This is a genomic window from Nocardiopsis aegyptia (assembly GCF_013410755.1).
Taxonomy (GTDB): Bacteria; Actinomycetota; Actinomycetes; order Streptosporangiales; family Streptosporangiaceae; genus Nocardiopsis; species Nocardiopsis aegyptia.
This window is the reverse complement of sequence record NZ_JACCFS010000001.1, coordinates 1144161-1165135: the sequence shown is the minus strand read 5'-3', so window position 1 is coordinate 1165135 and position 20975 is coordinate 1144161. Positions and strand designations below refer to the sequence as shown.

Here is a 20975-nt window from a genome sequence, read left to right as displayed (position 1 = left end):
CGTCGTCGCGACGGCGACGGGCCCCGAACGCGACGCCCCGGAGACGGCCGGGCGAACGAGCGCGTGAGGTGAGGACCCGCCAGGGGAGGGGTGGATGAGCGGATATGTCGCGCGGGTGCGACATGATGAGTCGCCCGGGGGCGACGTCGGCCTGGACCCGCTGGTGCGGTCCGCCGCTCAGCGCTGGGCCGAAGCCGACCCCCTGCTTCCCGCGCCGGTCAACATCGCCCGCGACTCCTACCCCCTCCTGACCGTCAGCGACGAGGAGGGGCGCCCCGTCGCCGCGGGGACCATGCACTACACCTGGTACCAGCCCGGCGAGGTCGGGCGGATCTGGGGCGTGCCCGACCAGCACTGGCTCACCCCCATCGTCGGCGGCCCCGACCCCAGCCGCGCCCTGGACTCCCTGCTCACCAGCTGGCGCGACCAGCTGGAGGACCTGCCGACCGGTACCGGCTCGGAGTCGGCCGCCCTGGTCAGCTGGCCCGCGCGCGACGTGTGCGGGATTATCCCGCTCCAGCGGCACGGCCTGCAGCCCTACACCGTGCTCGCGGCCCGCCAGCGCCGCCGGGGCGTCCCCCCGTCGCTGCCGCCGCGCGACGTGACCATCCGCCTCGCCGACCGCAGCGACCTGACCCAGGTCGTGGCGCTGCTCATGGAGGAGCACCGCTACGAGCAGCACTTCGGCGGGGTGTTCCTGCAGCCCGACACCGCCGAGCAGACGCGCAAGGTCGCCGCGCGGGCGCTGGAGCGTTCCCGGTCCTGGATCTGGATCGCCGAACGGCGCGGGCGTGCCGTGGGGCTGCTGTGGGTGTCCCCGCCCGAGCGCTCCCGCTGGGCCAAGTCCCTGGTCAACGCACGCCCGATCGCGCACATCGGCTACGGGGTCGTGATCGCCGACGAACGGGGCCACGGGATCGGCACCGCGCTGGTCGGCCAGGCCCACCAGGCGCTGGACAGCCACGGCGTGGGCGCCTCGGTGCTCAACTACGCGGCGATGAACCCGCTGTCGGGCCCCTTCTGGCACCGGATGGGCTACCGGCCGGTGTGGACGACCTGGGAGGTCCGCCCCGCCCTCGCCCTGCGCTGACGGCGCGCCGGGCGCCGGCGCGCGTGCCCGATTCGGACGCCGGGGGCCGCACCGGGGGCCGCGGGTGAGGATCGACCGCGAACGGCCTAGCCTGTTCCGCAGGACGCGACGAGGCGTGGAGAGGCGAGGCGATGAGTGCGAACGACCATGGGCCCCAGGGCGCGGACCACGTGGAGATCGTCGAGGTGGGGCCGCGCGACGGCCTGCAGAACGAGTCCACGGTGCTGTCCGTGGACGACCGCATCCGGCTGATCGACCGTGCGGTGGCCGCAGGGGTGCGCCGGATCGAGGCGGTCAGCTTCGTCAACCCCAAGCGCGTGCCGCAGATGGCGGGCGCGGAGGAGATCATGGCGGGCGTCCGGCGGGAGCCGGGGGTCTCGCACATCGGGCTGGTGCTCAACCGGCGCGGTCTGGAGCGCGCGGTGGCCGCCGGGGTCTCCGAGGTCAACGTCGCGGTGCCGGCCACGGACGGGTTCTGTACGCGCAACCAGGGGTGCACCGTCGACGAGATGCTCGACGCCCTGGCCGACATCGACACCGACCTTCAGGGGACGGGCATCCCGCTCAGCGTGACCGTCTCGACCGCGTTCGGGTGCCCCTTCGACGGTGAGGTCCCGGCCGGGCAGGTGGTGGAGGTCGTCAACCGGATCACCGGGACCTCGGCGGTGGAGATCGCCCTGGCCGACACCATCGGTGTCGGGGTGCCACGTGAGGTCTCCGAGCTGCTGCGCGCCGTCGGCGCCGTGGCGGACGGTCGTACGCTGCGTTGTCACTTCCACAACACGCGCAATACCGGTTACGCGAACGCCATGGCCGCGGTGGACGCGGGCGTGCGGGTGCTCGACTCCAGCCTCGGCGGGTTCGGCGGCTGCCCGTTCGCCCCGGCGGCGACCGGCAACATCGCCACCGAGGACCTGCTGTACATGCTGCACCGCAGCGGGCTGCACACGGGCGTGAGCCTGTCCGGGGCGGCGGAGCTGGGCGCGTGGATGGGCGAGCGCCTGGACAAGCAGCCCCCGGCCTACCTGGGCCGCGCGGGGGCCTTCCCGGCCTGAGCCGGGGCCGTGCCCGGTCCGGGGGGTTCCCCCTTCGATTGGGGCTGTTGGGGCGGTTCCCGGGCCGATCTGGATGTGCCTTCCGGGCCTGAGCGGGGGCCGCCTTCGGGCGGCCCCCGCTGTGTACTGTCCGCTCAGTCGAGCGGCGTGTCACGGTGACAGGGATCAGGCGGGCGGGTGGCCGGTGAACAGGCGCAGGGCTCGGTCGGCGGCGCCCGGGCCCGGGCCACGGGAGGGGGCCGCGCCCACACGCGGGCGGGCACCCGCAGCGTCGCTGTCCGCGCGCAGGTCCAGGAGCGAGCAGCACTGCCGCTCGGCGGCCACCGGCTCGGCATGTCGATCACGCTCCCTGAATTCACCATTTCCTGGATTCAGGACTTTGTGTATCGTGGAGCCATGCTGCAACTCGCCACCGACATCGACGCCCTGGCCCGGTTCGGCCGGGCCCTGGCCGATCCCATCCGCTGCCGGGTCCTGCTGGTCCTCCGCGACGGCGCCGCCCACCCCGCCGAGCTGGCCGAGGAACTCGGCATCAGCCGGACGCGCCTGTCCAACCACCTGTCCTGCCTGCGCGACTGCGGGCTGGTCGTCACCGTCCCCGTGGGGCGCCGGGTGCGCTACGAACTCGCCGACCCGCGGCTGGCGCACGCCCTGGACGACCTGCGCTCGGCCGTGATCGCCGTCCAGACCGACCAGGCCTGCGCCGACGAGGCCGGCCAGGCCTGCGCGAACGAGACGGGGGCGTGCTGATGGTCCTCTCCGCGGAGCGCAGCGCGGTCCTGACCCGCCGGATCCGCCTCCTGGTCGCCGCCACCATCGTCTACAACCTCGGCGAGGCCGTCGTGGCGATCTGGGCCGGACGAGTGGCCTCCTCGGCCGCCCTGGTCGGCTTCGGCCTGGACTCGCTCGTCGAGGTCTCCTCCGCGCTCGCCGTCGCCTGGCAGTTCTCCGCCCGTGACGCGCGCACCCGCCAGGCCCGCGAGGCCAAGGCCATGCGCGTCATCGCGCTGGCCTTCTTCGCCCTCGCCGCCTACGTCACCGTCGAGGCGCTGCGCTCCCTCCTGGGCGCCCAGGAGGCCGACCCCTCGGTGGTCGGGATCGTGCTCGCCGCGCTCTCCGTCGTGATCATGCCGGCCCTGTCCCTGTCCCAGCGCCGGGCGGGCCGCGAGCTCGGGTCGGCATCGGCCGTCGCCGACTCCAAGCAGACCCTGCTGTGCGCCTACCTCTCGGTCGCCCTGCTCGGCGGGCTGCTGCTGAACGCCCTGTGGGGCTGGGCGTGGGCCGACCCCGTCGTCGCGCTGCTCATCGCGGTCATGGCCGTCCGGGAGGGTGTCGAGGCCTGGCGCGGCGACGCCTGCTGCGGGTCCGCGGCGTCCGCGCTCGTCGGAGGCGAGCTGACCGGGGAGGACGGCTGCTGCTCCGACTGCTCCGACGGCGGGTCGGGCTGCCACTCCGGCCCGGACCGCTCCTGAGCCGCCCGGTTCCCGTCTCCGGGGAGCGCGGACCGCCGAGCGTGTTCCGGGGTCCCCGGGGCGGGCTCGGGTCCGTACGGTGGTGCTGTGGCGGACGTGACACCGGGTGCCACGGGAGCGTGCCCAACCCCCGTTGGGCAGGCGACGCCGCTGGTCGCGGTGGGGAACAGGACCGGCCGCTTCGGCGTTCGCTGGTGTGGAGGCACGGGTGGCCTGTTATCCTGGTGCCCCGTGGAGTCCGGCGCCGTCTCGGCGCATCCCAGACCGCCTCGCACCGGACCGCCGCACGGCCGCTCAGTTCATCCCGAGCCCGCCGTAGCCACTCAACCCACGGGAGCAACACTTTGGCATCCGCCGCGAGTACCAAGCACCTTTTCGTTACTGGCGGCGTCGCCTCCAGTCTTGGCAAGGGCCTCACCGCCTCCAGCCTGGGACGACTCCTGAAGTCGCGCGGCCTGCGGGTCACCATGCAAAAGCTCGACCCCTACCTCAACGTCGACCCGGGGACCATGAACCCCTTCCAGCACGGTGAGGTCTTCGTCACCGACGACGGGGCCGAGACCGACCTGGACGTCGGCCACTACGAGCGCTTCCTGGACACCGAGCTGTCGGCGTCGGCCAACGTCACCACCGGCCAGGTCTACTCCAGCGTCATCGCCAAGGAGCGCCAGGGCGCCTACCTCGGTGACACGGTGCAGGTCATCCCGCACATCACCAACGAGATCAAGTCCCGCATCTACGCGATGGACGCCCCCGACGTCGACATCGTCATCACCGAGATCGGCGGGACCGTCGGCGACATCGAGTCGCAGCCGTTCCTGGAGTCGGTCCGCCAGATCCGGCACGAGATCGGCCGGGACAACTGCTTCTTCCTGCACGTCTCCCTGATCCCGTTCCTCGGCCCGTCCGGGGAGATGAAGACCAAGCCCACCCAGCACTCCGTGGCGGCCCTGCGCAGCATCGGTATCCAGCCCGACGCCATCGTGTGCCGATCGGACCGCCCCATCACCCAGAGCCTCAAGGCCAAGATCAGCCTGATGTGCGACGTGGAGGAGGCCGGCGTGGTCTCCACCCCCGACGCGCCCTCCATCTACGACATCCCCAAGGTGCTGCACCGCGAGGGCCTGGACGCCTACGTCGTGCGCCGCCTGGGCATGCCGTTCCGGGACGTGGACTGGACCGAGTGGGACGAGCTGCTGCGCCGCGTCCACCAGCCCGACCACGAGGTCACCGTGGCCCTGGTCGGCAAGTACATCGACCTGCCCGACGCCTACCTGTCGGTGAGCGAGGCCCTGCGTGCGGGCGGGTTCGCCACCAACACGCGGGTCAACATCCGCTGGGTGGCCAGCGACAACTGCGCCAGCCCCTCGGGCGCGGCGGCCGAGCTGGCCGACGCCGACGGCGTCCTGATCCCCGGCGGATTCGGCATCCGCGGTATCGAGGGCAAGCTCGGTGCCATCCGCTACGCTCGCGAGAACCGGATCCCGCTGCTCGGCATCTGCCTGGGCCTGCAGGCCATGGTGATCGAGAGCGCCCGCAACGTCCTGGGCATGGAGGGCGCCAACAGTACCGAGTTCGACGACAAGGCCGTCGACCCGGTCATCGCCACCATGTCCGACCAGGAGGACGTCGTCGCCGGTGAGCGCGACATGGGCGGCACGATGCGTCTGGGCATGTACCCGGCCGACCTGGGCGAGGGCACCCTGGCCCGGGAGGTCTACGACGGCGAGGCGCAGGTCTCCGAGCGCCACCGCCACCGCTTCGAGGTCAACAACGCCTACCGTGCCAAGCTGGAGGGGGCGGGCCTGGTGTTCTCCGGGCTCTCGCCTGATGGCAAGCTGGTGGAGTACGTCGAACTGCCCCGGGACGTCCACCCGTTCTTCATCGCGACGCAGGCGCACCCGGAGCTGCGCTCCCGCCCGACCAAGGCCAACCCGCTCTTCCGCGGTCTGGTCTCCGCCGCACTGGAGCACAGGAACTCCTGAGCCGGATCCGGGTGGGGGACACGAGCCTGAGAGGCGAACGCATGGCCAGTGACACCCACCCGGACGGCCGTCGCACGGGGGCGGACGCGAAGCTCGCGGACGCCCCCGACGCGTGGCCGGTCGAACGCTCCGAGGTGCGCTACCAGGGCCCCAAGTGCGGGATGCGCACGGACTGGGTGGTGATGCCCGGCGCCAACGGGCAGGGCACGTCCCTGGCCGCCCGCGACTACATGGTCCACCCCGGCGCCGCCGCGGCCCTGGCCCTGGACGACGACGGCCGGATCCTGCTGCTGCGCCAGTACCGGCACGCCGTTCGGCACACCATGTGGGAGCTGCCCGCGGGGATGATCGACGTGGAGGGCGAGGACCCGCTGCTCACCGCCCAGCGCGAGCTGGTCGAGGAGGCCGGGCTGCGCGCGGGGCGGTGGCACGAGCTCGCCGACTTCTTCCCCACCGTGGGCTTCTCCGACGAGCGCATCCACGTCTACCTCGCCCGCGACCTGTCCGAGGTGCCCGCCGAGGAGATCGACTTCGTCCGCGAGCACGAGGAGACCGACCTGGCGGCCGAGTGGGTGCCCCTGGACGAGGCCGTGGGCCTGGTCATGGCCGGTCGGCTGCACAACGCGTCGACGGTCATCGGGGTCCTGGCCGCCCAGGCCGCCGCCGCGGACGGCTTCGCCTCCCTGCGCGACCCCGCCGGCGGCTGAGCCGTGGGCGAGGACGCCGAGGCCGCCGAGGTCGCCGCACCGCTGGCGGAGGTGAGCTCCGCCTTCCTGGACCACCTCAGCGCCGAGCGCGCCCTGGCGGACAACACCCTGCTCGCCTACCGCCGTGACCTGCGTCGCTACACCCGCCACCTGACCGCCTCGGGCGTGGCCTACCTGGCCGACGTGGACGGGGCCCGGGTCGGCCGCTTCCTCCAGGTCCTGCGCGAGGGCGACGAGGAGCACGTGCCGCTCAGCGCCGCCTCGGCGGGGCGCGCCCTGGCCGCCGTGCGCGGCCTGCACCGCTTCGCCGTGCGCGAGGGCTGGGCCGACCACGACCCGGCCGCGGAGGTCACCCCGCCGTCCCCGCCGATGCGGCTGCCCAAGGCCGTGCCGCTGGAGGACGTGGAGCGCCTCCTGGACGCGGCCGGGCCGCTGGCCGGCGTCGCGCCGGGGGAGCCGGAGAGCGCCGGTGTGCCGGAGACCGACGGGGCCGGTGGGTCCAGTGGCGCAGACGCCGGTTCGGCCGGTGGGCCCAGTGGTGCCGGCGAGCCCAGCGGGGTCGGTGCCGGTAGGTCCAGCGGGCCGGGTGCGGTAGCAGGGGCCGGTGGCGCCGGTACGGGCGACCGCGCGGCTCTCCTGGCGATGCGCGACCGCGCCCTGCTGGAGGTCCTCTACGGCACCGGCGCCCGCATCTCCGAGGCGGTGGGCCTGGACGTCGACGACGTCTCCGACGCGGTCGCCGCCGAACGGGCCGTGGGACTCGTGCGCTTCCGCGGCAAGGGCGGACGCGAACGCGTGGTGCCCCTCGGCTCCTACGCCCGCCGCGCCCTGTCCGCCTACCTCGTGCGCGCCCGTCCCGTGCTGGCCGCCTCGGCGGCCCGGGGGCGGGGAGGCCCGGCGCTGTTCCTCAACGCGCGCGGCGGCCGGCTGACCCGCCAGGGCGGATGGGCCGTCCTGGGCGCGGTCGCCGAACGGGCCGGGGTGCGGGGCGTCTCGCCGCACACCCTGCGGCACTCCTTCGCCACGCACCTGCTCGACGGGGGCGCCGACATCCGGGTCGTCCAGGAGCTGCTCGGGCACAGTTCGGTCACCACCACGCAGATCTACACACTCGTCACGGTCGAGCACCTGCGCGAGGTCTATGCGTCGAGTCATCCCCGAGCGCGCCGCTGAACTGGCCGAACGATGCGAAAAGGCCTGCTGTGCGGGGGAAGTGGGCACCGTGGGACGCTGGTTCGATTTCCCCCCGGGACGAAGGCGTGGGATTCTACCGACAGGTTTACGTTGATGTGCGCCGTGTCGGCGTTCTAGAGTCGCCGCACGGCGGTACGTTGCTGTCGACATATTGAGTTTCCGACGGCGGCCAGGCGCAGGGGCACGGCATCCCTTCGGGCCGTGGCCGGTCCGTAGGGGAGGTCCAGGGTTGTGAACTGGTCGGAGGACGACGTGGCTGCGAACACCGCACCCGTCGGCGAGGGGGACCTCGTCGACCCGGTGACCAACCCCTGGGGCACGACACGCAACACGGGGGCGGATCTGCACACGACAAGACCGGAACGGACCTATCCGGAGCCCGAGCCGCTCGACGAACACGGCCCGGCACGGATTGTAGCACTGTGTAATCAGAAGGGTGGCGTCGGTAAGACCACCACCACCATCAACCTCGGCGCCGCCATCGCCGAGTGCGGCAGGCGCGTGCTGCTGGTCGACTTCGACCCGCAGGGAGCGCTCTCGGTCGGCCTCGGCCGGCTGGACCCGCGCGAACTGGACCTGACCGTCTACAACCTGCTCATGCAGCGGGACGTGACGGTCGAGGACGTCCTGCTCAAGACCGACATCGAGGGTCTCGACCTCATTCCGAGCAACATCGACCTGTCGGCCGCCGAGGTCCAGCTGGTCGGTGAGGTGGCGCGCGAGCAGATGCTCGGCCGCGCGCTGCGCCCGGTCATCGACGACTACGACGTCGTCCTGATCGACTGCCAGCCGTCGCTGGGCCTGCTGACCGTCAACGCGCTCACCGCGGCCGACGGTGTCATCGTGCCGCTGGAGTGCGAGTTCTTCGCACTGCGCGGTGTGGCGCTGCTGATGGACACCATCCAGAAGGTCCAGGAGCGCCTCAACGAGGACCTGGTCATCGACGGCTTCCTGGGCACCATGTACGACCCGCGCACGCTCCACGCGCGTGAGGTGCTGTCCACGATCATCGACGGGTTCGGCGACAAGGTGTACGGGACGGTCATCAACCGCACCGTGCGCTTCCCGGACGCCACCGTGGCGGGCGAACCCATCACCCGGTTCGACTCGTCGTCGGCCGGGGCCAACGCCTATCGGGATCTGGCCAAGGAGGTGCTGGCGAGGTGGCCTCTCAGCGGTCACGGCGCGTGACCCTACCGGGGGCGGACGAGCTGTTCTTCCGCCCCTCGGGCGGCGCGGAGGACGCGGCGCCCGTGGAGACCGAACGCCAGTACACGGCACCGGAGCAGAAGAGTCCGCCCGAGACGACGGCGCGCCGGAAGCGCAGGATCATCGCCCAGCCGGACGGTGCGCCCAAGCCGAGCGGACGCCAGCGCCACGACGAGAAGATCACCGTCTACATCTCCGGGCCCGAACTGCTGGCCCTGGAACAGACCCGGCTGTCGCTGCGCGCGGAGCACGGGCTCTCGGCCGACCGGGGCCGCCTCGTCCGCGAGGCTGTCGCGGTCCTGCTGGCCGACTTCGAGGAGAACGGCCAGACCAGCATGCTGGTCAGGCGACTGAGCGAGGATTGACCACACCCGCACTGGCATCGGAGGGGGTGCCGGTCCGGGAACGGAAGGACACGGGTGTCACCGGTCGGATCCGACCGGTGACACCCTTGACTCATGAGTGAGACGACGCGGGGCCGCGGTCATGGCGGCTGAGGGGGCCCACGGGGGCGACGACGCCGACGAGGTGGACGAGCACGCCTTCCAGGTGCACCTGGACAACTTCGAGGGACCGTTCGACCTGCTCCTCGGGCTGATCTCCAAGCACAAGCTGGACATCACCGAGGTGTCGCTGTCGAAGGTCACCGATGAGTTCATCGCGCACATCCGGGCGCACGGGGACGCCTGGGACCTGGACCAGGCGAGCAACTTCCTGCTGGTCGCGGCCACCCTGCTGGACCTGAAGGCGGCCCGGCTGCTGCCGCGCGGCGACGTGGAGGACGAGGGCGACCTGGCGCTGCTGGAGGCCCGCGACCTGTTGTTCGCGCGCCTGCTGCAGTACCGCGCCTACAAGGAGGTCGCGGCCCTGATGCGCGAGCGGCTGGCGTCGCAGGGGCGCAGGTACGCGCGGGCGGTGCGGCTGGAGGAGCGGTTCGCGGCGATGCGGCCGGACGTGCTGTTCAAGCTCGGTCCGCAGGAGTTCGCCGCGCTCGCGGGGATGGTCTTCACCCCCAAGGAGCCGCCGAGCGTCCCGGTCACGCACATCCACCAGACCAAGACCTCCGTCAAGGAGCAGGGCGAGCTCGTGGTGGCGGCGCTGCGCGAGCACGGGCGACTGACGTTCGTCGAGCTGACCGACGGCTGCACCGGTACCTTCGAGGTCGTCGCCCGCTTCCTGTCCCTGCTGGAGCTGTACCGGGCGAGCAACGTGGCCTTCGACCAGCCCGAGCCGCTGGGGGAGCTCATCGTGACCTGGACCGGCGGCGACGCCGAGGTCGAGGTGGACACCGAGTACGACGACACCGTGGAGGCAGAATGAGCGCCGACGGCGCGACCGATGTGGGTGATCTCTCCGCGCCCGCCACCCTGCGCCGGGACCTGGAGGCTGTGCTGATGGTGGTGGACCAGCCGGTGTCGGAGTACGAGCTGGCACGGGCCCTGGACGTCCCCCTGGACGTGGTGACCCGGACGCTGGAGGACCTGTCCCGGGAATACACCGAGCAGGGGCGGGGTTTCGACCTGAGGGCGGTGGCCGAAGGGTGGCGCGTGTACACGCGGCCCGAATGCGCCGACGTCGTCGAGCACTTCCTCAAGGAGGGGCAGGAGGTGCGGCTGACCCAGGCCGCACTCGAGACGATGGCGGTCGTGGCCTACCGACAGCCGGTCTCCCGGGGCAGGGTCTCCGCCGTACGCGGTGTCAACTGCGACGGGGTTATGCGTACCCTCGTACTGAGGGGCCTGATCGAAGAGTCCGGACACGATTCCGAATCCGGTGCGCTGCTGTATCGGACCACCTCCTATTTCCTGGAACGGTTGGGCCTGCGAGGCCTCGACGAGCTGCCTGATCTGGCGCCGTTCCTCCCCGACGACATCGAAGGTCTAGACGACACCGGTGAGCACACCTAACGACAGTTCCCGCGGTGCGCGGGACGACGCCCCGCGCGGTGAGCGCGGCGACTACGACAAGCGCGGCGGCCAGGGCGGCCGCGGCGAGAGGGGCGACGACCGGGGGCGCGGCGGATACCGCGGCGACCGGGGCCCCCGCAACCGAGACGACCGCCGTTCCTTCGGCGGAGACCGCGACCGCGGTGGATACCAGGGTTCGCGTGACCAGGGCGGTGAGCGCCGTTCGTTCGGTGGTGACCGTGACCGTGGTGGGTACCGGGGTTCGCGTGACCAGGGTGGCGACCGTGGCCGTGGCGGTTACCAGGGCCGCGACGACCGTGGCGGCGACCGTGGCCGCGGCGGCTACCAGGGTCGTGACGACCGCGGTGGCTACCGGGGTTCGCGGGACCAGCGTGATGACCGTGGCCGTGGTGGCTATCAGGGTCGCGATGACCGTGGCGGCTACAAGGGTTCGCGCGACCAGGGCGGTGAGCGTCGCTCGTTCGGTGCTGACCGTGACCGCGACCGTGGTGGATTCCAGGGTCGTGACGACCGTGACCGTGGTGGGTACCGGGGTTCGCGTGACCAGGGCGGTGACCGTGGCCGTGGCGGCTATCAGGGTCGCGATGACCGTGGTGGCTACAAGGGTTCGCGCGACCAGGGCGGTGAGCGCCGTTCCTTCTCGGGCGACCGTGGCCGTGGTGGCTATCAGGGTCGCGATGACCGTGGTGGCTACAAGGGTTCCCGTGACCAGGGCGGTGAGCGCCGTTCCTTCGGCGGAGACCGTGACCGCGACCGCGGCGGCTACCGGGGTCCGCGCGAGCAGGGCGATGACCGTCGCTCCTTCTCGGGCGACCGCGGCCGTGGCGGCTACAAGGGCTCTCGTGACCAGCGCGACGACCGCGGTGGCAGCCGGGGTCCGCGCGACCGGCGCGACGACCGCCGGACCTCCGGCGGCGACCGCGACCGGCGGGACGACCGCCGCTCGGACGACCGGCCCCAGAAGCGTGACGCCGCCCCCGCGGCGGGTGTCACGAAGGAGAGCCAGCTGTCCAAGGCGGCCCGCGAGCGCCTCAGCGCGCTGCGTGCCGACTACAACCCCCAGGACGAGGACCACCTGGGCGAGGACCGCGACTCCTACACCGACGTCCAGGGCGGCATCCGCCTCCAGAAGGCCCTCGCCGCCGCCGGCGTGGCCAGCCGCCGCGCCAGCGAGGAGATGATCGCCGCCGGCCGCGTCTCCGTGGACGGACAGGTCGTCCGACGCTTCGGCGCCCGGGTCGACCCCGAGGCCTCGGAGATCCGGGTCGACGGCATGCGCGTCGTCACCGCTCCGGACAAGCTCTACTTCGCGCTCAACAAGCCGCGCGGCGTGGTCAGCACCATGTGGGACCCCGAGGGCCGTCCGACGCTGGCCGACTACACCGGCCAGACCGCGGAGCGCATCTTCCACGTCGGTCGTCTCGACACCGAGACCGAGGGCCTGATCCTGCTGACCAACGACGGTGAACTGGCCAACCGCCTGACCCACCCGCGCTACAAGGTCGTCAAGACCTACGTGGCCATGGTGCCGGGCCCGGTTCCCCAGCGCGTGGTCCGTGAGGTCAACAAGGGCGTGGAGCTCGACGACGGCCCGGTCGAGGTCGACTCGTTCCGCATCGTCGACAACGACGCGCCCAAGGCCATGGTGGAGATCCGCCTGCACGAGGGGCGCAAGCACATCGTGCGCCGCCTGATGGAGGCCGTCGGCCACCCGGTCGCCGACCTCGCCCGCACCCAGGTCGGTCCCATCGACCTGAACACCCTCCAGCAGGGAACCATGCGGGCACTGACCTCGCGTGAGGTGGGCGAACTCTACGCGGCCGCGGGCCTGTAGATACAGTTGACGGCGGTCACCGCGCGGACTCCCTCCGTGCCGGTGGCCGCCGTTCCCTTTCCGGGGGACGGCCGGACAGAGCAAGGATGAGGCGGGATCGAACGTGGCGGTACGGGCCATCCGCGGTGCGGTACAGGTCGACGCGGACGAACGCGAGCAGGTGCTGGAGGCCACGGCCGAACTGGTCTCCGAGGTGATGCGCCGCAACCAGCTGGTCACCGACGACGTGATCAGCGTACTGTTCACGGCGACGCCTGATCTGACCTCCGAGTTCCCGGCCCTGGCCGCGCGCAAGGTCGGCTTCGCCGACGTGCCCCTGATGTGCGCGAGCGAGATCGACGTCCCGCACGCCCTGCCGCGCGTGGTGCGCCTGATGGCGCACGTGGAGACCGACCGGCCGCGGTCGGAGGTCCAGCACGTCTACCTGCGCGGCGCGCAGGCGCTGCGCCTGGACATCGCGCAGTAGCACGGAGGCCGTCCTGCCCGGTGAGGACCTACGCTGGGAGGACACACGCACGTCGGAGAGCGGGAGAGCAGTGGGTAACAGCAAGGGCGCCGACGAGGCCGCGGACCACCGGCCGCCAGTGCGCCGCGTCGCGGTGGTCGGGACGGGGCTCATCGGTACGTCGATCGCGCTCGCCCTGCGGGACCGGGGCGTCGACGTCCTGCTGTCGGACCCGGACGCCGCGTCCGTGCGCCTGGCGTGCGACCTCGGGGCCGGGAGCGTCCTGGACGAGTCGGCGCAGTCCCGTCCCGTCGACATCGCGGTCATCGCCGCGCCGCCGGCGGTCATTCCCGCGGTGCTGCGCGGCGCCCAGGACCGCGGTCTCGCGCACGTGTACACCGACGTGGCCAGCGTGAAGGCGAGCGTGCTCACCGAGGCCGAGCGGCTCGGCTGCGACATGGCCACGTTCGTTCCCGGCCACCCCATGGGCGGCCGGGAGAAGCACGGGCCCGGAGCGGCCCGGGCGGACCTCTTCCTCGGGCGCTCGTGGGCCCTGTGCCCCACGGGCAAGGCGGGTTCCGAGGCCGTCGCCGCCGTCGCCGAGCTGGCGAGGCTGTGCGGCGCGGACCCTCTGGTGTTGGAGGCCGAGGCGCACGACCGCGCGGTCGCACTGGTCTCGCACGCCCCGCACGTGGCCTCCTCCGCGGTGGCCGCCCGGCTGCTGTCGGGCGACGACACCGCGCTGACCCTCGCCGGGCAGGGTGTGCGCGACGTGACGCGCGTCGCCGGCGGGGACCCGGCCATGTGGACGGAGATCCTCACGCACAACGCGGTCCCGGTCGCCGACGTCCTGCGCGGGATGGCCGCCGACCTGGCCGCGACGGCCGACGCGCTGCACGCCCTGGGCGCGGTCCGGGAGGCGGCCGGTGACGGTGACGGCCACGAGGCCGGGACCAGTGCCGGGGCCGCGGACCGTGCCGGGGACGACGTCCTGGAGCCGGTCCGCGACCTCCTCGCCCGTGGCCGCTCCGGCCAGGAGCGGCTGCCGGGCAAGCACGGCGGGGTCAAGCTGCCCGACTACACCGTCCTCCCCGTCGTGATCCCCGACGAGCCGGGGGTGCTGGGACGCATGTTCGCGGTCGCGGCCGACGCCGGGGTCAACATCGAGGACGTCCGTATCGAGCACACACCCGGCCTGCCGCTGGGCGTGGCCCAGCTGTACGTGCTGCCCGCCGCCGTGGACCCGCTCGCCCGGGCGCTGTCCGACGACGGCTGGTCGGTGCACGCGGGGGCGTGAGCGGACGGGGTTCGGGCGGGGCGCCGCCACGGTAGGCTGGTGCGTCGGTAGGCGGTAACGGTAGCGGGGAGACAGCGGCAGTGAGCGTGCAGGACGGCAACCAGGGCATCGTCATCGCGATCGACGGTCCCTCCGGGTCGGGCAAGTCGAGCACGGCCAAGGGCGTCGCCCGGGCGCGGGATCTGCGCTACCTGGACACCGGGGCCATGTACAGGGCCCTGACCTGGTGGATGCTGGACCACGGGGTGGACGTCGAGGACGCCGCCGCGGTGGCCGCGCTCGTCGAACAGCCCGTCATCGAGATGGGCACCGACCCGTCCGCGCCCACCGTGACCGTCGACGGCCGCGACGTGGCCGCCGAGATCCGCGGCAAGGACGTCACGGGCAGTGTGAGCGCCGTCTCGGCCGTGCCGGAGGCGCGCGCCCTGCTGGTGCGCACCCAGCGCGAGGTCATCGAGGCGGCCCGGCGCGAGAGCGCGGGCATCGTGGTCGAGGGCCGTGACATCACGACCGTGGTCGCGCCGGAGGCTCCGGTCAAGCTGTTTCTGACCGCCAGCCCGGAGGCCCGTGCGATGCGGCGCAGCAAGGAGGTCCGCACCAGCGACGTCGCCGCCACGCAGGCCGACCTGGCCAGGCGTGACAAGCTGGACTCCAGCCGGGCGCACTCGCCGCTGACCCAGACCGCCGACGCCACCGAGCTGGACACGACGGGGCTGAGCCTGGACGAGGTCATCGGCCTGGTCGTGAAGCTGGCCGACGAGGCCGGTCAGGCGCGCCAGGCGTAGCGGTCCCCGGCTCGGGACCCCGTCCCGGAGCCGTGTCCCCGGGGGCGGGCGTGGTGGTCGGCCCCCGTTCCGGCGTTCTCGCCGGTAAGACCGGTCACACCACCCGTCATCACCCCTTTCGGGGGAACAGACGAACATCCACGGGGGTTCTTCCCCGTGGCCAGTACACGGGTGCCGTCGGCATCCGTGCGGTACGTCCGCGCGACAGAGCGCGGACACCGACCATGCACGTTCTCGCGGCACGCATCCTGGGCGCGCGGGAACCTACGTACCGGGAGAGCAGTACATGAGTGACTTCGACATGTCCGACGTCGGCTTCGACGAGGAGCAGGACGGCACGGCGCCGCCCCTGCCCGTCGTGGCCGTGGTCGGGCGACCCAACGTGGGCAAGTCCAGCCTCGTCAACCGCATCATCGGCCGCCGTGAGGCCGTGGTCGAGGACGTGCCGGGCGTGACCCGCGACCGCGTCGCCTACGACGCCGAGTGGCAGAACGCGAAGTTCACTCTCGTGGACACCGGCGGCTGGGAGACCAGCGTGACCGGTCTGGCCGCGATGGTCGCGCGCCAGGCCGAGTACGCGGCGCAGACCGCCGACGTGATCCTGTTCGTGGTCGACGCGACCGTGGGCATCACCGACGCCGACGCGGCCGTGACCCGCGTCCTGCGCTCGACCAAGCGCCCGGTGGTCCTCGCCGCGAACAAGGTCGACGGGCAGATGCAGGAGTCGGACGCCCTGGACCTGTGGAACCTCGGGGTGGGGGAGCCCTTCGCCATCAGCGCCCTGCACGGGCGCGGCACGGGCGACATGCTCGACGCCGTCGTGGCCGCCTTCCCCGAGACCCCGGAGGGTTCGACCGACGAGGACGACGAGGACGGCCCGTCCCGGATCGCCCTGGTGGGGCGGCCCAACGTGGGCAAGTCCAGCCTGCTGAACCGGCTCGCCGGTGAGGACCGGGTCGTCGTGGACTCGGTGGCCGGGACCACGCGCGACGCCGTCGACGAGCTGATCGAGCTCGGCGGCAAGACCTGGAAGTTCATCGACACCGCCGGCATCCGCCGCCGGTTCCGCGCCCTGCAGGGGGCCGACTACTACGCGACCATGCGCACCGGCTCCGCCCTGGAGCGGGCCGAGGTGGCCGTGGTCCTGATGGACGTCAGCGAGCCGCTGGCGGAGCAGGACATCCGGGTCGTGGAGCAGGTCGTGGAGGCCGGGCGCGGCCTGGTCCTGGCGTTCAACAAGTGGGACATCCTCGACGAGGAGCGCCGGATCTACCTGGAGAAGGAGATCGACCGCCAGCTGGCGCGCGTCTCCTGGGCCCCGCGGGTGAACATCTCCGCGCAGACCGGCCGCCACATGGAGAAGCTCGTCCCGGCGATCGAGACGAGCCTGGCCGGGTGGGCGCAGCGCATCCCGACGGGTCAGCTCAACAACTGGCTCAAGGAGCTGGTGGCGGCCACGCCGCCTCCGGTGCGCGGGGGCAAGCAGCCCAAGATCCTGTTCGCGACGCAGGCGGGTGCGCGTCCGCCGCACTTCATCCTGTTCACGACGGGCTTCCTGGAGGAGAACTACCGCCGGTTCATCGAGCGCCGCCTGCGGGAGGACTTCGGGTTCGAGGGGTCGCCGCTGCACATCAGCATGCGCATCCGCGAGAAGAAGGGCGCGACCCCGGGGCGCGCCTCCAAGGGAAGCGTGCGTCCGGACCGCAAGCCGCGCGGCCGCCGCTGAGCCGGCCGACGACGCGCAGAGGGGGCGCCTCCCGTGGGGAGGCGCCCCCGCCGTGTGTCCGGGTCCCGGTGGTCCGATCCCGTTCCCGGGTCAGCCGTCGGTGGGCAGGCGGCGGACGTTGCTCGGCCGCGGGAGGGGTTCCCCGTCCGCTCCCTTCCTCGGGTAGGGCAGCTGGGCGGAGAGCGCGGGATCGCGGTCGGGGACCGGGATGTGCGGCGCCCCCGGCAGCGGGCGCCCAGCACTCTCCTTCATCCGCCACACCACGACGAGGCCGACCGCGCCCGCGACCATGAGCAGCCACGCCGGTGAGTACAGGTTGCCGGTCGACTGGACGAGCGACTCGGCGATCAGCGGTGTCGTACCGCCGAACAGCGCGACGGAGACGTTGAACCCGATGGCCAGTGCTCCGTAGCGGACCTTGGTGGGAAAGAGCGCGGGAAGCGAGGCCGGGGCGCTGCCGGAGAAGTGCACCAGGGTGACGGCCAGGACGAGCACGCCGAGGGCGACCGCGACCAGGCTGCCGCGCTGGAGGAGCCAGAACGCCGGCAGGGACAGCGCGATGGAGAACAGGCACCCGGACAGCAGGACGGGTCTGCGGCCCACGCGGTCGCTCAGCCGCCCGAAGAACGTCACCGCGACGAGCATGAACGCCATGGCGGTCAGCGTCATGACCAGGCCCAGGGTGGAGCTGTAGCCGAGTTCGGCGTCGAGGTAGGTGGGCAGGTAGGCCGTCACCATGTAGTTGTTGACGTTGAAGACCATGACCAGCCCGACGCACAGCAGGAGCGCGGGCCACTGGCCGAGGATCGTCTCCCTGAACTGGCCCTTGCGGCGGTGCCCCTCGGCGTCCTTGGCGAAGCCCTCGGTGTCCTGGGCGAAGACCGGTGTCTCCTCCAGCCTCAGCCGCAGGTACAGGCCGACCGCGCCCAGCGGCAGGGCGAGCAGGAAGGGCACGCGCCATCCCCAGTCCGTCATGGTCTCCGAGCCCAGCAGCAGGGTCATGACGGTGACGATCGTGGCGCCGCCGACGTATCCGCTGACCGTGCCGAACTCCAGCCAGGACGCGAGGAAGCCGCGGCGGCGGTCGGGCGCGTACTCGGCGATGAAGGTCGTGGCGCCGCCGTACTCACCGCCGGTGGAGAAGCCCTGGACCATGCGGGCGACGAGCAGCAGGAGCGGTGCGGCGACGCCGATGGTGGCGGCCGACGGGATGAGGCCGATCGAGAAGGTGCCGATCGCCATCAGGAGCATCGTGAAGGCCAGGACCTGCTTGCGGCCGACACGGTCGCCGAGCGGGCCGAAGAACAGGCCGCCGAGGGGGCGCACGAGGAAGGCCGCGGCGAAGGTGGTGAAGGTCGCGATGAGCTGGACGCCCTGGGACTGGGACGGATAGAAGACCAGGCCGATGGTGACGGCGAGGTAGCTGTAGACGCCGAAGTCGTACCACTCGGTGGCGTTGCCGATGGCGGCGGCCGTGACGGCCTTGCGTGTGGTCCGATGCTCGGTCACGAGCGTTGGTGGCCGCTGGCTCTGGTGGTCGCTCACGTCTACCCCCTCGGAAGTGTCACTCAGAACACATAGTTAATCACCATAAGTAAGAACATCGTGGACATCGCCCGTGTCGTGACGGCGGTAGCGTGGCGGTAGGCGTGGAAGGGGAACGCATGCTCAAGGTGCTCGTGAGTGCCTGCCTGATGGGTCGGCGGGTCCGCTACGACGGGCGGACCAAGACGGTCGAGGACGGCGCGCTCGACCGCTGGAGGGCGGAGGGGCGGCTCGTGGTGCACTGCCCGGAGATCGCGGGCGGACTGGCGGTGCCGCGGCCCCCGGCCGAGATCGAACCCGGCGCCGACGCCGACGCGGTCCTCGACGGTCGGGCGCGCATCCTCACCCCGGACCGGGTCGACGTGAGCGACCACTTCGTCTCGGGCGCCCGTTCGGCGCTCGCGACCGCCCAGGCCCACGGTGCGGTCATGGCGATCCTCAAGGAGTCGAGCCCCTCGTGCGGGTCCCTGGAGGTCTACGACGGCACGTTCGAGGGCCGCAAGGTGCCCGGAGCGGGGGTCACGGCCCGGCTGCTCGCCGAGCGGGGCGTCGCCGTGTTCAACGAGCACCAGATCGCCGAGGCCGTCGCCCACCTGGAGCGCCTGGAGGGTTCGGCGGAGCCTGGAGGGTCCTGAACGCCCGGTGGAGCCGTAGGAGCAGGAGGGGCCGGTATGGCGTCGCTCTGGCGTCGCTACGGTGCCGGGGGAACTGGGCCGACGGGAGCCCCCCGGGCCGCCGTGGGCGCAGCGGGAGTCACAGGGCCCGGTGCCCCGCCGGGGCCGGAAACCCTGGTGTGAGCGCCCTGGATCGTGCGGTAGAGTTTCACCTGTTGGCGGGGCCGGAGACGGCACTCGCCCAGCGGCCGGGACGTAGCGCAGTTTGGTAGCGCACTTGACTGGGGGTCAAGGGGTCGTGGGTTCAAATCCCGCCGTCCCGACAGAGAAGTAGCAGGTCAGGGAGAGGTCCGCCACAGGCGGGCCTCTCTTTGCGTTGCCGGTGGGACGGGTGGCACGCACCGGATCTGAGGCCGGCCGCGGCGCCGCCGTGTGCCGCCCCGACCGCGGAACACGGCCTGTGCAGGGTGTGGAACACCTGGTGGCGATGGGGGACATGACCGGCATTAGGTATATGACGGTAAGATCTCGTATTGTCTCCTGTGCACCCGCCGACCCGATGGCACCTCAACGCTGGTGCCGTGAGTAGCGTGAGCCGGCGCCGGGCTCCCTCCGCCCCGCCCCCAGTGGCTTCTCACGTCTCGGGCTCGCTCGCGGTACGACCCATGGAGCTCGCATGAACCGGACCCCCGTCCCGTCCCCTGCCGATGCCTCGCGCCGCCGAGGATCGCGTGCAGGCGCCAGAGTCCTGGCGCTGGCGCTGGCCGCCGTGCTCGTCGCTCCCTCGGCGGTCCACGCGGAACCCGACGTGGAAGACCTCGACATCGACGAGCTGACTGAGCGGGCGGAGGACCTGGAGGAGTCCTACGACGGTGAGCTCCTGCAGTTCACCGAGATCAAGGAGCGCGCCGAGCGCGCCGAGGCCGATCTGGAGGAGGTCGAGGAACAGCTCGACGGCTCGCGTTCCAGCGTGGTCCACATCGCCGCGTCCCGGTACAAGAGCCTCGGCCTGGACCCCGCCCTGGAGATGTTCTTCAGCTCCTCCCCGGAACAGATGTTCCAGGACACGGCCACCGTCGAACAGCTCGGTCGCACCCAGTCGGGGCAGATCTCCGAGCTGGTGGACCTGCAGGCCGAGCGGGCGGAGGCCGCGGAGGAGGCCGAGGCGGAGCTCACCGAGGCCGAGGACCTCATCGAGACCCTGGAGGAGCAGCGCGAGGAGGTCGAGGAGGCCATCGAGCGCTACGAGGCCGAGCAGGTCCCCGACGAACCGGAGACCGGGTCCTCGGCCACGTCGGGCACCATCCCCGAGAGCGTCAAGGGCTGGGGCTTCGACGGCGCGACGCCGCGCATGGCCGCGATCCGCGACGAGGTCATCCTCAACGTCGGCGTCCCCTACGAGGTCGGCTGCGCGCGCAACAGCGCCGACGACCACGGGACGGGTCAGGCCTGCGACTTCATGGTCGCGGTGATCGGCACGCACCCGAGCGCGGGCAACCGCTCCACCGGCAACGCCATCGCCCAGTACGCGATCGACAACGCCAGCCGGCTCGGCGTCAAGTACGTGATCTGGGAGCAGCGGATCTGGCAGCCCTCCAGCGGCCAGTGGGTGGCGATGAGCGACCGCGGCAGCGTGACGGAGAACCACTACGACCACGTGCACATCTCGTCCTACTGACGGGCCGGCCCCGGGGCGCGCGGTTCGATCCGCCGGGACCGTCGGCCGTGTGGCGGCCGCTCCGGGCGGGCCGACGATCGAGGGTGTCGTCCCGGTCCCGGGCACCGTCGTCGTACTCTCCGGCGAGGAGTACATCGACCAGGTCGACGGGCTGGTCCCCTGACGCGTGGGCGGTCCGGCCGGGGCGGCCAGGGGGCGGGCGCCCGACGGCTGGCGGTTCGAGCCACTCCGGGAATGCGATAAGGTTTTACCCGTTGGCGGGGCCGGAGACGGCGCCCGCCCAGCGGCCGGGACGTAGCGCAGTTTGGTAGCGCACTTGACTGGGGGTCAAGGGGTCGTGGGTTCAAATCCCGCCGTCCCGACAGAGAAGTAGCAGGTCACGAAGGGCTCGTCGTCGGACGGGCCCTTTTC

20 protein-coding genes and 2 tRNA genes are annotated in these 20975 nt (G+C 72.1%); 20 read left to right on the top strand and 2 right to left on the bottom strand.

What is annotated here, in order from left to right; translation table 11 throughout:
* The first annotated feature begins 94 nt into the window (after positions 1 to 94).
* Positions 95 to 1090 (top strand): GNAT family N-acetyltransferase, encoded by a 996-nt coding sequence (locus tag HNR10_RS05360; protein ID WP_179821317.1) that lies wholly within the window; start codon positions 95 to 97, stop codon positions 1088 to 1090.
* 131 nt (positions 1091 to 1221) lie between these two features.
* Positions 1222 to 2145: a hydroxymethylglutaryl-CoA lyase gene (locus HNR10_RS05355; RefSeq protein ID WP_179821315.1), complete on the top strand. Its 924-nt coding sequence runs from the start codon at positions 1222 to 1224 to the stop codon at positions 2143 to 2145.
* Between the two features lie 165 nt (positions 2146 to 2310).
* Here HNR10_RS05355 and HNR10_RS05350 read toward each other — a convergent pair whose 3' ends face one another.
* Complete coding sequence (locus tag HNR10_RS05350; protein WP_179821313.1) at positions 2311 to 2469, bottom strand: hypothetical protein; 159 nt, start codon at positions 2467 to 2469, stop codon at positions 2311 to 2313.
* Positions 2470 to 2541: 72 nt separating this feature from the next.
* On the opposite strand from HNR10_RS05350, the gene HNR10_RS05345 reads away from it, so the two are divergent.
* The 14 genes from HNR10_RS05345 to der all read left to right on the top strand — a co-directional run bounded on the left by HNR10_RS05345 (position 2542) and on the right by der (position 16727).
* Positions 2542 to 2895, top strand: coding sequence for an ArsR/SmtB family transcription factor (locus HNR10_RS05345; protein WP_179821311.1), 354 nt, complete (start codon positions 2542 to 2544; stop codon positions 2893 to 2895).
* Positions 2895 to 3617, top strand: a complete 723-nt coding sequence (locus tag HNR10_RS05340; RefSeq protein WP_179829546.1) for a cation transporter — start codon at positions 2895 to 2897, stop codon at positions 3615 to 3617. The genes HNR10_RS05345 and HNR10_RS05340 overlap by 1 nt, the downstream gene beginning before the upstream one ends.
* A gap of 344 nt (positions 3618 to 3961) precedes the next feature.
* Positions 3962 to 5602, top strand: coding sequence for a CTP synthase (locus HNR10_RS05335; RefSeq protein ID WP_179821309.1), 1641 nt, complete (start codon positions 3962 to 3964; stop codon positions 5600 to 5602).
* Positions 5603 to 5643: 41 nt separating this feature from the next.
* Positions 5644 to 6309 carry an NUDIX domain-containing protein gene (locus HNR10_RS05330; protein WP_179821307.1) on the top strand — a complete coding sequence of 222 codons (666 nt, stop codon included), beginning with the start codon at positions 5644 to 5646 and terminating at the stop codon, positions 6307 to 6309.
* Between the two features lie 3 nt (positions 6310 to 6312).
* On the top strand, positions 6313 to 7482 hold the full coding sequence (locus HNR10_RS31090; protein WP_312889128.1) for a site-specific tyrosine recombinase XerD: 1170 nt from the start codon (positions 6313 to 6315) through the stop codon (positions 7480 to 7482).
* A 252-nt stretch (positions 7483 to 7734) separates the two neighbouring features.
* Positions 7735 to 8694: a ParA family protein gene (locus HNR10_RS05315; RefSeq protein WP_053618684.1), complete on the top strand. Its 960-nt coding sequence runs from the start codon at positions 7735 to 7737 to the stop codon at positions 8692 to 8694.
* Complete coding sequence (locus tag HNR10_RS05310) at positions 8691 to 9077, top strand: hypothetical protein (protein WP_179821305.1); 387 nt, start codon at positions 8691 to 8693, stop codon at positions 9075 to 9077. Before HNR10_RS05315 ends, HNR10_RS05310 begins: the two co-directional genes overlap by 4 nt.
* Positions 9078 to 9198: 121 nt before the next feature.
* Positions 9199 to 10032, top strand: a complete 834-nt coding sequence (locus HNR10_RS05305; protein WP_179821303.1) for a segregation and condensation protein A — start codon at positions 9199 to 9201, stop codon at positions 10030 to 10032.
* A complete protein-coding gene (gene scpB, locus HNR10_RS05300; RefSeq protein WP_179821301.1) occupies positions 10029 to 10619 on the top strand; it encodes an SMC-Scp complex subunit ScpB in 591 nt (196 codons plus the stop codon). Before HNR10_RS05305 ends, scpB begins: the two co-directional genes overlap by 4 nt.
* Positions 10606 to 12474 (top strand): pseudouridine synthase, encoded by a 1869-nt coding sequence (locus HNR10_RS05295; RefSeq protein ID WP_179821299.1) that lies wholly within the window; start codon positions 10606 to 10608, stop codon positions 12472 to 12474. The genes scpB and HNR10_RS05295 overlap by 14 nt, the downstream gene beginning before the upstream one ends.
* Positions 12475 to 12577: 103 nt before the next feature.
* The gene (aroH, locus tag HNR10_RS05290) at positions 12578 to 12940 is read left to right on the top strand and encodes a chorismate mutase (RefSeq protein ID WP_179821297.1); all 363 of its coding nucleotides are present in this window, start codon (positions 12578 to 12580) and stop codon (positions 12938 to 12940) included.
* A gap of 70 nt (positions 12941 to 13010) precedes the next feature.
* Positions 13011 to 14216 carry a prephenate dehydrogenase gene (locus HNR10_RS05285; protein ID WP_179821295.1) on the top strand — a complete coding sequence of 402 codons (1206 nt, stop codon included), beginning with the start codon at positions 13011 to 13013 and terminating at the stop codon, positions 14214 to 14216.
* Between the two features lie 80 nt (positions 14217 to 14296).
* A complete protein-coding gene (gene cmk / locus HNR10_RS05280; protein WP_179821294.1) occupies positions 14297 to 15001 on the top strand; it encodes a (d)CMP kinase in 705 nt (234 codons plus the stop codon).
* Between the two features lie 286 nt (positions 15002 to 15287).
* Positions 15288 to 16727, top strand: a complete 1440-nt coding sequence (gene der, locus HNR10_RS05275; RefSeq protein WP_179821292.1) for a ribosome biogenesis GTPase Der — start codon at positions 15288 to 15290, stop codon at positions 16725 to 16727.
* 90 nt (positions 16728 to 16817) lie between these two features.
* Here the strand turns inward: der and HNR10_RS05270 are convergent, their stop codons facing one another.
* On the bottom strand, positions 16818 to 18272 hold the full coding sequence (locus tag HNR10_RS05270; RefSeq protein ID WP_179821290.1) for an MFS transporter: 1455 nt from the start codon (positions 18270 to 18272) through the stop codon (positions 16818 to 16820).
* A 119-nt stretch (positions 18273 to 18391) separates the two neighbouring features.
* Here HNR10_RS05270 and HNR10_RS05265 point away from each other — a divergent pair, with 119 nt between their 5' ends.
* The 4 genes from HNR10_RS05265 (at position 18392) to HNR10_RS05250 (ending at position 20926) form a co-directional block, all read left to right on the top strand.
* On the top strand, positions 18392 to 18907 hold the full coding sequence (locus tag HNR10_RS05265; protein ID WP_179821288.1) for a DUF523 domain-containing protein: 516 nt from the start codon (positions 18392 to 18394) through the stop codon (positions 18905 to 18907).
* A gap of 228 nt (positions 18908 to 19135) precedes the next feature.
* Positions 19136 to 19209, top strand: a tRNA-Pro gene (locus HNR10_RS05260).
* A 353-nt stretch (positions 19210 to 19562) separates the two neighbouring features.
* Complete coding sequence (locus HNR10_RS05255) at positions 19563 to 20564, top strand: coiled-coil domain-containing protein (RefSeq protein WP_246406066.1); 1002 nt, start codon at positions 19563 to 19565, stop codon at positions 20562 to 20564.
* Positions 20565 to 20852: 288 nt separating this feature from the next.
* Positions 20853 to 20926: transfer RNA gene (locus tag HNR10_RS05250), tRNA-Pro, on the top strand.
* Positions 20927 to 20975: the final 49 nt, after the last annotated feature.